Below are 14,389 nucleotides of genomic sequence, written 5' to 3'. Positions count from 1 at the left end.
GTGAAAAACCACATCTTTTTTACCGAAGTTATGTACTCATTTAGGGTAATGATAAATTTTAGGCATGAATAATGACACCTTTTCCTTTGATTTATATCAACTTACCTCCAGCTGTAAACCCTAATGTTGCAGGCATCGAAACAAGTATCAGAGGTGTCTATGAGTCACTCATCTGCCCCGGAAAGGGCATCTGGAGCTGTAATTACCGAATGGCGGCCGGAAGATCCCGCCTTCTGGCAGCAGCGTGGTCAACGAATCGCCAGCCGTAACCTGTGGATTTCCGTCCCTTGCTTGCTGCTGGCGTTTTGCGTGTGGATGTTATTTAGCGCCGTGGCGGTGAACTTACCGAAAGTCGGATTTGATTTCACCACTGAACAGCTGTTCATGCTGACGGCATTACCTTCTGTGTCCGGCGCGCTGCTGCGTGTTCCGTACTCCTTTATGGTTCCCCTGTTTGGTGGACGTCGCTGGACAGCGTTTAGCACCGGTATCCTGATCATTCCTTGCGTATGGTTAGGTTTTGCGGTGCAGGATACTTCCACGCCGTTTAGTACCTTTATTATTATCTCTCTGTTGTGCGGTTTCGCCGGTGCGAACTTTGCGTCCAGCATGGCAAACATCAGTTTCTTCTTTCCAAAACAGAAACAGGGTGGTGCGCTGGGTCTGAACGGTGGCCTGGGCAACATGGGCGTCAGCGTGATGCAGTTGGTTGCGCCGCTGGTGGTTTCACTGTCAATCTTTGCCGCATTTGGTAGCCACGGGGTTGAACAACCGGATGGTACACAGCTGTATCTAGCAAACGCCGCATGGATTTGGGTACCGTTCCTTGCGGTGTTAACGCTGGCTGCATGGTTTGGTATGAATGAACTGGCAACCTCAAAAGCGTCGCTGAAAGAGCAATTGCCGGTGCTGAAACGTGGGCATCTGTGGATTATGAGCCTGCTGTATCTGGCAACCTTCGGTTCATTCATCGGTTTCTCTGCCGGTTTTGCCATGTTGTCAAAAACGCAGTTTCCTGAGGTACAGATCTTGCATTACGCCTTCTTTGGACCGTTGATTGGCGCGCTGGCTCGTTCAGCGGGCGGCGCAATCTCTGACCGTCTGGGCGGAACCCGTGTAACGCTGGTGAACTTCGTGCTGATGGCAATTTTCAGTGCCTTACTGTTCCTGACGCTGCCATCAAACGGCGTTGGCGGCAACTTTATCGCCTTCTTCGCGGTGTTCCTGGCATTGTTCCTGACGGCTGGTCTGGGGAGTGGTTCAACCTTCCAGATGATCTCCGTTATCTTCCGCAAGCTGACGATGGACAGAGTGAAAGCTGAAGGCGGTTCAGAAGAGAAAGCAATGCGCGAAGCAGCAACAGACACTGCGGCAGCGTTGGGCTTTATCTCAGCCATTGGTGCGATTGGCGGCTTCTTTATCCCGAAAGCATTTGGTACGTCTCTGGCGTTAACCGGTTCTCCGGTCGATGCGATGAAAGTATTTCTGATCTTCTATGTCGCTTGTGTGGTCATCACTTGGGCGGTGTACGGACGTCATTCTAAAAAGTAAAAAAGTAGTAGCAGTTGATTATCCATTGCGCGGTGTTAGACCGCGCTTTTTTTTGTTCTAAATTAGTTACAACATACTTATATGTGAGCTCATGACGAAAGTCTGCGAAAACGGCGCTGGTAATATGCCTGGCAGGGGGGATACCCCTTAATACCCACTTATAAAGAATTTAACATTTGTATGATAACTGATTTTAATAAAATCATTTAAATTCAATATGTTGACTGTTTTATTAATATCCTACTAAGGGGGTATGTGAAAATCGACCCTCTGTTTTCATCCCTGCATGCCTTGATCGTTATCAATTCTCACGCCCTTTCAGAGCGTTACCTTCGCTCTCAATCAAGCAATGTCGATTTATCAGAGAGCCGTCAGGCTCCTACAGGAGAAAACCGATGAGTAAATTCCTGGACCGGTTTCGCTACTTCAAACAGAAGGGCGAAACCTTTGCCGATGGGCATGGCCAGCTTCTCAATACCAACAGGGACTGGGAGGACGGATACCGCCAGCGTTGGCAGCATGACAAAATCGTGCGTTCAACCCACGGGGTAAACTGCACGGGCTCATGCAGCTGGAAAATCTATGTGAAAAATGGTCTGGTGACCTGGGAGACCCAGCAAACTGACTACCCACGCACGCGTCCAGATATGCCTAACCACGAGCCTCGCGGCTGCCCACGTGGTGCAAGCTATTCCTGGTATCTCTACAGCGCTAACCGTCTGAAATACCCGCTGATGCGCAAACGTCTGATGAAGATGTGGCGTGAAGCAAAAAGACTGCACAGCGATCCGGTAGACGCATGGGCATCCATCATCGAAGACGCCGACAAAGCAAAAAGCTTCAAACAAGCGCGCGGTCGTGGTGGGTTTGTTCGTTCTTCCTGGCAGGAAGTGAATGAACTGATTGCTGCATCTAACGTTTACACCATCAAAACCTATGGCCCTGACCGAGTTGCAGGCTTCTCTCCGATCCCAGCGATGTCGATGGTTTCTTATGCTTCCGGCGCACGCTATATGTCGCTGATTGGCGGTACCTGCCTGAGCTTCTACGACTGGTACTGTGACCTGCCGCCGGCTTCCCCGCAAACCTGGGGCGAGCAAACCGACGTACCGGAATCTGCCGACTGGTATAACTCCAGCTACATTCTTGCATGGGGCTCTAACGTACCGCAGACCCGTACTCCGGATGCACACTTCTTTACTGAAGTTCGCTATAAAGGCACCAAAACGGTAGCGATTACTCCGGACTACGCAGAAATTGCCAAACTTTGCGACCTGTGGCTAGCACCGAAGCAGGGAACCGATGCGGCGATGGCAATGGCGATGGGCCATGTCATGCTGCGCGAGTTCCACCTCGATAACCCGAGCCAGTACTTCACCGACTATGTTCGTCGTTATACCGACATGCCAATGCTGGTGATGCTCGAAGAGCGTGACGGCTACTATGCTGCTGGTCGTATGCTGCGTGCGGCGGATCTGGTCGACTCTCTGGGCCAGGAAAATAACCCAGAATGGAAAACCGTCGCTATCAACAGCAACGGCGAAATGGTTGCGCCAAACGGTTCAATTGGTTTCCGTTGGGGCGAAAAGGGCAAATGGAACCTTGAGCAACGCGACGGTACGTCCGGTGATGAAACTGAACTGCAGCTCAGCCTGCTGGGTAGCCAGGACGATATCGCTGAAGTGGGCTTCCCGTACTTTGGCGGCGAAGGCACCGAGCACTTCAGTAAAGTAGAGCTGGAAAATATTCTGTTGCACAAACTGCCGGTTAAACGCCTGCAGTTGGCCGATGGCTCTACCGCGCTGGTGACCACCGTTTACGACCTGACCATGGCTAACTATGGCCTGGAACGTGGTCTGAACGACGAAAACTGCGCGACCAGCTACGATGACGTGAAAGCGTACACGCCGGCATGGGCAGAAAAAATCACTGGCGTATCTCGCTCTCAGATCGTGCGCATTGCCCGTGAATTTGCGGATAACGCCGATAAAACACACGGTCGTTCGATGATCATCGTCGGTGCGGGCCTGAACCACTGGTACCACCTCGATATGAACTATCGTGGCTTGATCAATATGCTGGTGTTCTGCGGTTGTATCGGTCAGAGCGGCGGCGGTTGGGCCCACTATGTCGGCCAGGAAAAACTGCGTCCGCAAACCGGCTGGCAGCCGCTGGCGTTTGCTCTTGACTGGCAGCGTCCGCCTCGTCATATGAACAGCACTTCCTACTTCTATAACCACTCCAGCCAATGGCGCTATGAGACGGTTACTGCGCAGGAACTGCTTTCCCCGATGGCAGACAAATCCCGCTACAGCGGTCATTTGATTGATTTTAACGTTCGCGCTGAACGTATGGGCTGGTTGCCATCTGCGCCGCAGTTAGGGACTAACCCGCTGCGTATCGCCGAAGAAGCGCAGAAAGCAGGCATGACGCCGGTGGATTACACCGTTAAATCCCTGAAAGAAGGTTCAATTCGCTTTGCGGCAGAGCAGCCGGAAAACGGTAAAAACCATCCGCGCAACCTGTTTATCTGGCGTTCTAACCTGCTCGGTTCTTCCGGTAAAGGCCACGAGTACATGCTCAAGTATCTGCTGGGTACTGAACATGGTATTCAGGGCAAAGATCTCGGCCAGCAGAGCGGCGTGAAGCCTGAAGAAGTGGAATGGCAGGATAACGGCCTGGACGGCAAACTGGATCTGGTTGTCACGCTGGACTTCCGTCTGTCGAGCACCTGTCTGTATTCCGACATCGTGCTGCCGACCGCAACCTGGTATGAAAAAGACGATATGAATACCTCGGACATGCATCCGTTTATTCATCCTCTGTCTGCGGCCGTTGACCCTGCCTGGGAATCGAAGAGCGACTGGGAAATCTACAAAGCCATCGCCAAGAAATTCTCTGAAGTTTGCGTGGGTCATCTCGGTAAAGAAACCGACGTCGTTACGCTGCCAATTCAGCACGACTCTGCCGCAGAACTGGCACAACCGCTGGACGTGAAGGACTGGAAAAAAGGTGAATGTGACCTGATTCCTGGTGTTACCGCACCGCACATCATGACCGTTGAGCGTGATTATCCAGCAACCTACGAGCGTTTCACCTCCATCGGCCCGCTGATGGAAAAAATCGGTAACGGCGGTAAAGGGATTGCCTGGAATACCCAGAGCGAAATGGATCTGCTGCGTAAGCTCAATTACACCAAGGCTGAAGGTCCGGCAAAAGGCCAGCCGATGCTGGATACCGCAATTGATGCAGCCGAGATGATCCTGACGCTGGCGCCGGAAACTAACGGTCAGGTAGCCGTTAAAGCCTGGGCTGCGCTGAGTGAATTTACCGGTCGTGACCATACGCATCTGGCGCTGAATAAAGAAGACGAAAAAATTCGCTTCCGCGATATTCAGGCGCAGCCGCGCAAAATTATCTCCAGCCCGACCTGGTCAGGACTGGAAGATGAACACGTGTCTTATAACGCCGGCTATACCAACGTTCACGAGCTGATCCCATGGCGTACGCTGTCTGGTCGCCAGCAGTTGTATCAGGATCATCAGTGGATGCGTGACTTTGGTGAAAGCCTGCTGGTTTACCGTCCGCCAATCGACACCCGTTCGGTGAAAGCGGTGATCGGCGAGAAATCTAACGGTAACCCGGAAAAAGCGCTCAACTTCCTGACGCCGCACCAGAAATGGGGTATCCACTCCACTTACAGCGACAACTTGCTGATGCTGACGCTGTCACGCGGTGGCCCGATTGTGTGGATGAGCGAAGTCGATGCGAAGGATCTGGGAATCGAAGATAACGACTGGATCGAAGTCTTCAACAGCAACGGTGCGCTGACGGCACGTGCAGTTGTCAGCCAGCGTGTACCGGCCGGGATGACCATGATGTACCACGCGCAGGAACGTATCGTTAACCTGCCGGGTTCAGAAATCACCCAGCAGCGTGGTGGGATCCACAACTCGGTGACCCGTATTACGCCGAAACCGACCCATATGATCGGCGGCTATGCGCAGCTGGCCTACGGCTTTAACTACTACGGTACCGTCGGTTCAAACCGTGATGAGTTCGTAGTTGTACGTAAGATGAAGAACATTAACTGGTTGGATGGCGAAGGCAATGACCAGGTACAGGAGAGCGTAAAATGAAAATTCGTTCACAAGTCGGCATGGTGCTGAATCTCGATAAGTGCATCGGCTGCCACACCTGTTCAGTGACCTGTAAAAACGTCTGGACCAGCCGTGAAGGTATGGAGTACGCCTGGTTCAACAACGTAGAAAGTAAGCCTGGCGTTGGCTTCCCGAACGACTGGGAAAACCAGGAAAAATGGAAGGGCGGTTGGATCCGTAAAATCAACGGCAAACTGCAGCCGCGCATGGGTAACAAAGCGCTGCTGTTGGGTAAAATCTTTGCTAACCCGCATCTGCCGGGCATGGATGATTACTACGAGCCGTTTGATTTTGACTACCAGACGTTGCATAACGCCCCGGCAGACAGCAAAGCACAGCCAATTGCTCGTCCACGCTCGCTGATCACCGGTCAGCGAATGGATAAAATCACCAGCGGTCCGAACTGGGAAGAAATTCTGGGCGGCGAGTTTGAAAAACGCGCCAAAGACCAGAACTTCGAAAACATGCAGAAGGCGATGTACGGTCAGTTCGAAAACACCTTCATGATGTACCTGCCGCGTCTGTGTGAGCACTGCCTTAATCCGGCGTGTGTGGCGACCTGTCCGAGCGGCGCTATCTACAAGCGTGAAGAAGATGGCATCGTGCTGATCGACCAGGACAAGTGCCGCGGCTGGCGTATGTGTATCACCGGCTGCCCGTACAAGAAGATCTACTTCAACTGGAAGAGCGGGAAATCTGAGAAGTGCATCTTCTGCTACCCGCGTATCGAAGCCGGTCAGCCGACCGTTTGCTCCGAAACCTGTGTAGGTCGTATCCGTTACCTCGGCGTACTGCTGTATGACGCAGATGCGATCGAAAGTGCAGCAAGTACCGAGCACGAGAAAGATCTGTACCAGCGTCAACTGGACGTGTTCCTCGATCCGAACGATCCGGCTGTTATTGAACAGGCGCTGAAAGATGGTATTCCGCTGAGCGTCATTGATGCCGCACAGCAGTCTCCGGTTTACAAAATGGCGATGGACTGGAAGCTGGCGCTGCCGCTGCATCCGGAATACCGCACACTGCCGATGGTCTGGTACGTGCCGCCATTGTCACCGATTCAGTCAGCTGCTGATGCGGGCGAGCTGGGCAGCAACGGTATTCTGCCGGATGTTGACAGCCTGCGTATTCCGGTTCAGTACCTGGCGAACCTGCTGACCGCAGGTGACACCCAACCTGTACTGTTGGCGCTGAAACGTATGCTGGCCATGCGTCACTACAAACGTGCGGAAACTGTTGACGGCAAAGTTGATACCCGTGCACTGGAAGAGGTGGGCTTAAGCGAAGCACAGGCACAGGAAATGTATCGTTACCTGGCAATCGCGAACTATGAAGATCGTTTCGTGGTACCGAGCAGCCATCGTGAACTGGCGCGTGACGCGTTCCCGGAGAAAAGCGGTTGTGGCTTTACCTTCGGCGACGGTTGCCACGGTTCTGATACTAAATTCAATCTGTTCAACAGCCGCCGCATCGACGCTGTCGATGTGACCAGCAAAACGGAGCCGCACCAATGATTGAACTCGTCATTGTTTCGCGTCTGCTCGAGTACCCGGATGCTGCCTTATGGCAGCATCAGCAGGAACTTTTCGATGCACTCGCGTCATCTGAGAACCTGGATAAAGAGGATGCCCAGGCTCTGGGCGTTTTCCTGCGCGATCTAACCGCGCAGGACATGCTGGATGTGCAGGCCGCCTACAGCGAACTGTTTGACCGTGGCCGCGCGACATCGCTGCTGCTGTTTGAACATGTTCACGGTGAATCCCGCGATCGCGGTCAGGCTATGGTTGACCTGATGGCACAGTATGAGCAGCACGGTTTGCAGCTCGACAGCCGCGAACTTCCCGATCATCTGCCGCTGTATCTGGAATACCTTGCGCAACTGCCGAAAAGCGAAGCGCTAGGTGGCTTACAGGATATTGCGCCGATTCTGGCGCTGCTCAGCGCTCGTTTGCAACAGCGTGAAAGCCGTTATGCGGTGCTGTTCGATCTGCTGTTAAAACTGGCGAATACCGTTATCGACAGCGATAAAGTGGCTGAAAAAATTGCGGATGAAGCCCGTGACGATACTCCACAAGCGCTGGATGCGGTCTGGGAAGAAGAGCAGGTGAAATTCTTCGCCGATCAGGGGTGTGGCGAGTCGGAAATCTCCGCTCACCAGCGTCGTTTTGCCGGGGCCGTTGCGCCGCAGTATCTGAATATCACCACCGGAGGACAGCAATAATGCACTTCCTGAATACGTTCTTCTTTGACATCTATCCGTACATCGCGGGTTCTGTCTTTCTGATCGGCAGCTGGCTGCGTTATGACTATGGGCAATATACATGGCGTGCGGCTTCCAGTCAGATGCTGGATCGCAAAGGGATGAATCTGGCGTCAAACCTGTTTCACATCGGGATCCTGGGTATCTTTGCAGGGCACTTCCTTGGCATGTTGACGCCGCACTGGATGTATGAAGCCTGGCTACCGCTTGAAGTGAAACAAAAGATGGCAATGTTTGCGGGCGGTGCCAGTGGCCTGATGTGTCTGATTGGTGGCGTACTGCTGCTGAAACGTCGTCTGTTCAGCCCACGCGTGCGGGCCACCACCACCGGAGCGGATATTCTGATCCTCTCACTGCTGGTGATCCAGTGTGCGCTGGGCCTGCTGACCATTCCGTTCTCCGCCCAGCATATGGACGGTAGTGAGATGATGAAGCTGGTGAACTGGGCGCAGACAGTGGTGACCTTCCAGGGCGGAGCGTCTCAATATCTGGATGGTGTTGCGTTCATTTTCCGTATGCACCTGGTGCTGGGTATGACGCTGTTCCTGTTGTTCCCATTCTCGCGTCTGGTACACATCTGGAGCGTCCCGGTCGAATATCTGACACGCAAATACCAGATTGTTCGCGCGCGTCACTAATCGTATATTTGAGAATGACAAAACCCTGCTTCGGCGGGGTTTTTTTATGCCTGTTTGCCGGATGGCGGCGCAAGCGCCTTATCCGACCTACGAAGGTATCAGCGAGTGCTGTAGGCCTGATAAGCGTAGCGCAGCAGACAAATAGCGGGCACGTATCGAGTTTGTAGGCCTGATAAGCGCAGCGCAGCAGACAAATTGGGGGCACGTATCGAGTTTGTAGGCCTGATAAGTGCAGCGCATCAGGCAAACAGCGGGCACGTATCGAGTTTGTAGGCCTGATAAGCGCAGCAGACAAATAGCGGGCACGTGTCGAGTTTATAGGCCTGATAAGCGCAGCGCAGCAGACAAATAGCGGGCACGTGTCGAGTTCGTAGGTCTGATAAGTGCAGCAGACAAATAGCGGGCACGTGTCGAGTTCGTAGGCCTGATAAGCGCAGCGCAGCAGACAAATTGGGGGCACGTATCGAGTTTGTAGGCCTGATAAGCGCAGCGCAGCAGACAAATAGCGGGCACGTGTCGAGTTCGTAGGCCTGATAAGCGCAGCGCATCAGGCAAATAAAGGGCATTGCAGTTGGATTGGGTGTTGATGCTTTATGAAGTGATGGTGGTGGGGGAAGGATTACTCAGCGCTGCGCGCTTCGCCCTTCGGGTCGTTGCCTGCGGCAACGCTTTCTCGCTTCGCTCGAATCGAACCTTAGTCGAAGCTTCTCATCCTTCCCGCATGGGCAGAATATGGGGCATTAGAGATTGATTTGCTGTTGGTGCTTTATGAAGTGATGGTGGTGGGGGAAGGATTCGAACCTTCGAAGTCGATGACGGCAGATTTACAGTCTGCTCCCTTTGGCCGCTCGGGAACCCCACCAGGGGTAATTCAAATTGTAGGCAGTGCTAGAAGATGGTGGTGGGGGAAGGATTCGAACCTTCGAAGTCGATGACGGCAGATTTACAGTCTGCTCCCTTTGGCCGCTCGGGAACCCCACCACGGGGTAATGCTAATTACTGGCCTGCTTCCGTTGGAAGCGGGGCGCATCATATCAAATGATGCGCCCCTGTAAAGCATTCCGTTGATAAAAAAGAACTGGTTGCCTGATTTTTACACGTAAAGATGTAAAGGTAACCAATTAACTTATCAATCGATTACAGAATAATCGTTCGGTTACCGTAAACAAAGACGCGTTGAGCCAGAACCTGATACAGCGCACGGCTTAATACATTTTTTTCAACGTCGCGACCCGCGCGCATCATGTCTTCGGCAGTGTAGGTGTGATCAACATGGATCACGTCCTGCATAATGATTGGGCCTTCATCGAGGTTATCATTCACGTAGTGGGCCGTCGCGCCGATGATCTTCACGCCACGCTCATAAGCTTGATGGTACGGACGAGCACCAATGAATGCTGGCAGGAATGAATGGTGAATATTGATAATTTTATTCGGAAAGCGTGAAACAAATGTCGGGGTCAGAACGCGCATGTATTTGGCCAGCACGACATAGTCCGGCTGGTGGGCGTCGATAGCATCAGCCATTTTCTGATCATGTTCGTCACGTGTTAAACCTTCATGGCTCACCAGCTCAAACGGAATATCAAACCGTTCAACCAGAGGACGCAAGGTCTCGTGATTGCCGATCACCGCGGCGATTTCAACATCCAGCCCGCCATAATTGGCCTTCATTAATAAATCGCCCAGGCAATGCGCTTCCTTGGTGACCAAAATGACGATGCGGCGTCGGCCTGCTGGGGTTAATTCACGAATCGAGCCTTCAGGTAAGGCGCTGTCCAGATCGGCAAGCAGCGTGACGTCGTTAAAAATGCCCTCCAGTTCGGTGCGCATAAAAAAGCGTCCGGTACGGTGGTCCACAAACTCATTGTTCTGCACGATGTTCAGTTCATGCTTGTAACAGATATTCGTAATGCGCGCGATCAGACCTTTTTGGTCCGGGCAAATAGTACGCAGCACTTTTCGTTGTAATGAATGCATTTGCAGCGGTGATCCTGTTGAGAATGTTTGCAAAATTGATACTGTCGAGCGTTGATTAGCCGCAGCACTTTTTAAATTTTTTACCTGAGCCACAAGGGCAGGTATCGTTTCGTCCAATTTGAGGGCGTGTACCGTCTATATAGTACCACTGACCGTTTTCTTTTAAAAAACGAGAGCGCTCGATAATTGCACCTGTTTTACCTTGTTCAGAAAACCGTGCGACAAAACTGACATAGCCGATATTTTCTGTGTCTGCCGTCTCTTGTTCAAAAACGGTCAGTCCAAGCCATTCGGTATGAGTAAATCCTGCGATAATGTCGTCGCGAAACTCGGCCGCATGACAATCCGGATGCCAGGTCCTGATAAGGTAATCTGCGTCTTTCATCACAAAAGCACAGTAACGAGAACGCATGAGGTGTGACGGCGTAGGTGCTACTTGCGCGCCGGACACATAACGGTAGCAACATAGGCTATACTCGACAGCGCTACCACAGGGACAAAGCTGAGACACAAAGTACTCCCTGGAATATAAAAACGGCGTAAAAACGCCAGAGTGGCACTATGTTAACTGAGCGGTAGCGATGTTGCTACGTCTGCAAGCCAGGGGAAGTTTGTACGTATAATGAGAAAAATAAAAATTGGGCTGGCGCTAGGTTCCGGCGCGGCGCGAGGTTGGTCGCATATTGGCGTTATTAAAGCCCTTAAGCATATGGGTATTGATGTTGATATCGTGGCAGGGTGCTCCATCGGTTCGTTGGTTGGCGCTGCCTACGCCTGCAATAAGCTGCCTGCTCTCGAAAAGTGGGTCTGTTCTTTCAGCTATTGGGATGTTTTACGGTTGATGGATCTCTCGTGGCGCAGGGGAGGTTTACTGCGCGGTGAACGGGTATTCAATCAGTACCGTAATGTGATGCCGGTAGAAGCAATTGAGCAATGTACTCGCCGTTTCGCAACAGTGGCCACCAATCTGAGTACGGGTCGGGAACTTTGGTTCACCGAAGGTGATTTACATCTGGCTGTCCGGGCCTCCTGCAGTATTCCTGGCCTGATGTCACCTGTGGCGCACAATGGTTACTGGCTGGTCGATGGTGCGGTGGTGAATCCTGTCCCTGTCTCCCTGACTCGCGCGTTGGGGGCCGATATTGTTATTGCGGTCGACCTGCAACACGATGCGCATCTCATGCAACAAGATTTACTCTCCTTCAACGTCAATAGCGATGCCGAATCGGGTGATGATGGTGACGAACTCTCATGGCATGCCCGTCTGAAAGAACGCTTGAGCAACATTACGGCCAGGCGTGCAGTAACTGCGCCCACGGCGATGGAGATTATGACGACGTCTATTCAGGTTCTGGAAAACCGACTGAAACGTAACCGCATGGCCGGTGACCCTCCAGACATTCTGATTCAGCCGTTTTGTCCACAAATATCCACGCTGGATTTTCACCGCGCCAGTGCGGCAATTGCTGCCGGGCAGTTAGCGGTCGAGAAGAAAATGGATGAGCTTCTACCCCTGGTGAAAACCAACGTCTAACGCATTTTTTATCAACACTTAAGCTAATTCTGACAGGCGTGAGTGGCAATAGCATGCCACTATTTATTAAAGCCAGTCAGGGGGGAGAATATGACGCAGCCATTGGTCGGAAAACAGATTCTTATCGTTGAGGATGAGCCGGTATTTCGCTCACTCATGGACTCATGGTTTTCCTCTTTGGGAGCGACAACGGCGGTAGCTGGTGACGGACTTGAAGCACTGGACTTGCTTGGGCATTTTAAACCCGACCTGATGATCTGCGACCTGGCTATGCCAAGAATGAACGGTCTCAAACTGGTTGAGTATTTACGCAATCGTGGCGATCAGACCCCGATACTGGTGATTTCTGCGACGGAAAACATGTCCGACATAGCCAAAGCGCTACGACTCGGTGTGGATGATGTCCTGTTGAAGCCGGTGAAAGACCTTAATCGCTTGCGAGAAACCGTCTTTGCCTGTCTTTATCCCAACATGTTTAATTCACGCGTGGAAGAAGAAGAACGGCTGTTTCGCGACTGGGATGCGATGGTGGACGATCCAGCTGCTGCTGCGAAGTTGCTAAAAGAATTACAGCCTCCAGTGTCGCAAGTGCTCTCGCACTGTCGCATTAACTATCGACAATTGGTGGCAGCCGACCAACCGGGGCTGGTGTTGGATATTGCGCCGCTGTCGGATCATGACCTTGCATTCTATTGCCTTGATGTGACGCGGGCAGGGGATAATGGCGTGCTGGCTGCATTATTACTGCGAGCGCTATTTAATGGTTTACTGCAGGAGCAACTGACACAACAAAATCAACGGTTGCCAGAGCTAGGTACGTTATTGAAACAGGTAAATCATTTGTTGCGGCAAGCCAATTTACCAGGGCAGTTTCCCTTGCTGGTAGGGTATTACCACAGCGGATTAAAAAATCTAATTCTGGTATCAGCAGGGCTGAATGCGACATTAAATACCGGTTCCCACCAAGTGCAAATCAGCAATGGCGTTCCGCTGGGTACCTTAGGTAATACGTATCTTAATCAGCTGAGCCAACATTGTGAGTCATGGCAATGCCAGATTTGGGGGGCGGGAGGTCGCCTGCGCTTGATGTTGTCTGCGGAATGAACAATTGAGAGGCGTGCAAATGAAATTGGTTCACCCTCCCCATGTTGTGAGTGCTACTATCAGCGCCAGATTTATTCGTATTTATCTTAATTATACCGACGCGCGTCCTTTTCATACCAGAAGCTTGTCGCTGTACTGATATACTCGGATGCGATACAGAATGATGAACACGTTCAATACATGAACAGTCCAGGAGAGTTTTAAATGGCTGCCCTTAATTCAAAAGTCAAAAAAGCCGTTATCCCAGTTGCGGGATTAGGAACCAGGATGTTACCGGCTACGAAAGCAATCCCGAAAGAGATGCTACCGTTGGTTGATAAGCCATTAATTCAGTACGTCGTAAACGAATGTATTGCTGCGGGCATCACTGAAATTGTACTTGTAACTCACTCGTCTAAAAATTCCATTGAAAACCACTTCGACACCAGTTTTGAACTTGAAGCGATGCTGGAAAAACGTGTAAAACGTCAGCTGCTGGAAGAAGTGCAATCTATTTGTCCGCCACATGTGACTATTATGCAGGTGCGTCAGGGGCTGGCTAAAGGTCTGGGCCACGCGGTATTGTGCGCGCACCCTGTGGTTGGCGATGAACCGGTAGCTGTAATCCTGCCGGACGTAATTCTTGACGAATACGAATCTGATTTATCCCGCGACAACCTTGCCGAAATGATTCATCGTTTTGATGAAACAGGTAGCAGCCAGATTATGGTTGAACCGGTAGAAGATGTTACGGCTTATGGCGTTGTGGATTGTAAAGGCGTTGAATTATCCCCGGGCGAAAGCGTCCCGATGGTTGGTGTGGTTGAAAAACCAAAAGCTGATGTTGCGCCTTCTAATCTGGCCGTTGTGGGTCGTTACGTTCTTAGTGCCGATATCTGGCCTCTGCTGGCTAAAACCCCTCCGGGAGCGGGTGATGAAATTCAGCTGACAGATGCTATCGATATGCTGATTGAAAAAGAGACGGTTGAAGCTTATCACATGAAGGGCAAAAGCCACGACTGTGGTAATAAACTGGGCTATATGCAGGCGTTCGTTGAATATGGTATTCGCCATAATACTCTCGGCGCCGAATTTAAAGCCTGGCTGGAAGACGAGATGGGTATTAAGAAGTAACCTTCTGGTATTATCTGGTCAGAACGGCGCTGTATTAACAGCGCCGTTT

Annotated in this window: 10 protein-coding genes, 2 tRNA genes and 1 other RNA gene; 8 read left to right on the top strand and 5 right to left on the bottom strand. The window is 51.7% G+C overall.

Going from position 1 to position 14,389, the window contains the following annotated elements; genetic code table 11:
* The first annotated feature begins 159 nt into the window (after nucleotides 1-159).
* From OGY18_RS19565 to narI, 5 genes are all read left to right on the top strand, one after another.
* The gene (locus OGY18_RS19565) at nucleotides 160-1,551 is read left to right on the top strand and encodes a NarK family nitrate/nitrite MFS transporter (RefSeq protein ID WP_003833390.1); all 1,392 of its coding nucleotides are present in this window, start codon (nucleotides 160-162) and stop codon (nucleotides 1,549-1,551) included.
* A gap of 395 nt (nucleotides 1,552-1,946) precedes the next feature.
* Nucleotides 1,947-5,690 carry a nitrate reductase subunit alpha gene (locus tag OGY18_RS19560; RefSeq protein ID WP_063940833.1) on the top strand — a complete coding sequence of 1,248 codons (3,744 nt, stop codon included), beginning with the start codon at nucleotides 1,947-1,949 and terminating at the stop codon, nucleotides 5,688-5,690.
* A complete protein-coding gene (narH, locus tag OGY18_RS19555) occupies nucleotides 5,687-7,225 on the top strand; it encodes a nitrate reductase subunit beta (RefSeq protein ID WP_003833388.1) in 1,539 nt (512 codons plus the stop codon). The genes OGY18_RS19560 and narH overlap by 4 nt, the downstream gene beginning before the upstream one ends.
* Nucleotides 7,222-7,932 carry a nitrate reductase molybdenum cofactor assembly chaperone gene (gene narJ, locus OGY18_RS19550; RefSeq protein ID WP_063940832.1) on the top strand — a complete coding sequence of 237 codons (711 nt, stop codon included), beginning with the start codon at nucleotides 7,222-7,224 and terminating at the stop codon, nucleotides 7,930-7,932. Before narH ends, narJ begins: the two co-directional genes overlap by 4 nt.
* On the top strand, nucleotides 7,932-8,609 hold the full coding sequence (narI, locus tag OGY18_RS19545; RefSeq protein WP_003833386.1) for a respiratory nitrate reductase subunit gamma: 678 nt from the start codon (nucleotides 7,932-7,934) through the stop codon (nucleotides 8,607-8,609). The genes narJ and narI overlap by 1 nt, the downstream gene beginning before the upstream one ends.
* A gap of 602 nt (nucleotides 8,610-9,211) precedes the next feature.
* Here narI and OGY18_RS19540 read toward each other — a convergent pair.
* From OGY18_RS19540 to OGY18_RS19520, 5 genes are all read right to left on the bottom strand, one after another.
* Nucleotides 9,212-9,342, bottom strand: a non-coding RNA gene (locus tag OGY18_RS19540) — RtT sRNA.
* Between the two features lie 44 nt (nucleotides 9,343-9,386).
* Nucleotides 9,387-9,471: transfer RNA gene (locus tag OGY18_RS19535), tRNA-Tyr, on the bottom strand.
* Between the two features lie 34 nt (nucleotides 9,472-9,505).
* Nucleotides 9,506-9,590, bottom strand: a tRNA-Tyr gene (locus OGY18_RS19530).
* A 156-nt stretch (nucleotides 9,591-9,746) separates the two neighbouring features.
* The gene (purU, locus tag OGY18_RS19525) at nucleotides 9,747-10,589 is read right to left on the bottom strand and encodes a formyltetrahydrofolate deformylase (protein WP_003020737.1); all 843 of its coding nucleotides are present in this window, start codon (nucleotides 10,587-10,589) and stop codon (nucleotides 9,747-9,749) included.
* Between the two features lie 55 nt (nucleotides 10,590-10,644).
* On the bottom strand, nucleotides 10,645-11,100 hold the full coding sequence (locus OGY18_RS19520) for a YchJ family protein (RefSeq protein WP_008784957.1): 456 nt from the start codon (nucleotides 11,098-11,100) through the stop codon (nucleotides 10,645-10,647).
* A 111-nt stretch (nucleotides 11,101-11,211) separates the two neighbouring features.
* Here OGY18_RS19520 and rssA point away from each other — a divergent pair, with 111 nt between their 5' ends.
* The 3 genes from rssA to galU all read left to right on the top strand — a co-directional run bounded on the left by rssA (nucleotide 11,212) and on the right by galU (nucleotide 14,340).
* Entirely contained in the window at nucleotides 11,212-12,123 is a 912-nt protein-coding gene (rssA, locus tag OGY18_RS19515) for a patatin-like phospholipase RssA (protein ID WP_003833384.1), read from the top strand.
* Between the two features lie 90 nt (nucleotides 12,124-12,213).
* Nucleotides 12,214-13,227, top strand: coding sequence for a two-component system response regulator RssB (gene rssB, locus OGY18_RS19510; RefSeq protein WP_003833382.1), 1,014 nt, complete (start codon nucleotides 12,214-12,216; stop codon nucleotides 13,225-13,227).
* 204 nt (nucleotides 13,228-13,431) lie between these two features.
* Nucleotides 13,432-14,340, top strand: coding sequence for a UTP--glucose-1-phosphate uridylyltransferase GalU (gene galU, locus OGY18_RS19505; RefSeq protein WP_003020727.1), 909 nt, complete (start codon nucleotides 13,432-13,434; stop codon nucleotides 14,338-14,340).
* Nucleotides 14,341-14,389: the final 49 nt, after the last annotated feature.

Source organism: Citrobacter sp. Cpo142 (assembly GCF_030332425.1).
Lineage (GTDB): Bacteria > Pseudomonadota > Gammaproteobacteria > Enterobacterales > Enterobacteriaceae > Citrobacter > Citrobacter portucalensis.
The sequence above is the reverse complement of the archived record's forward strand: the minus strand, read 5'-3'. Positions and strand labels throughout refer to the sequence as shown.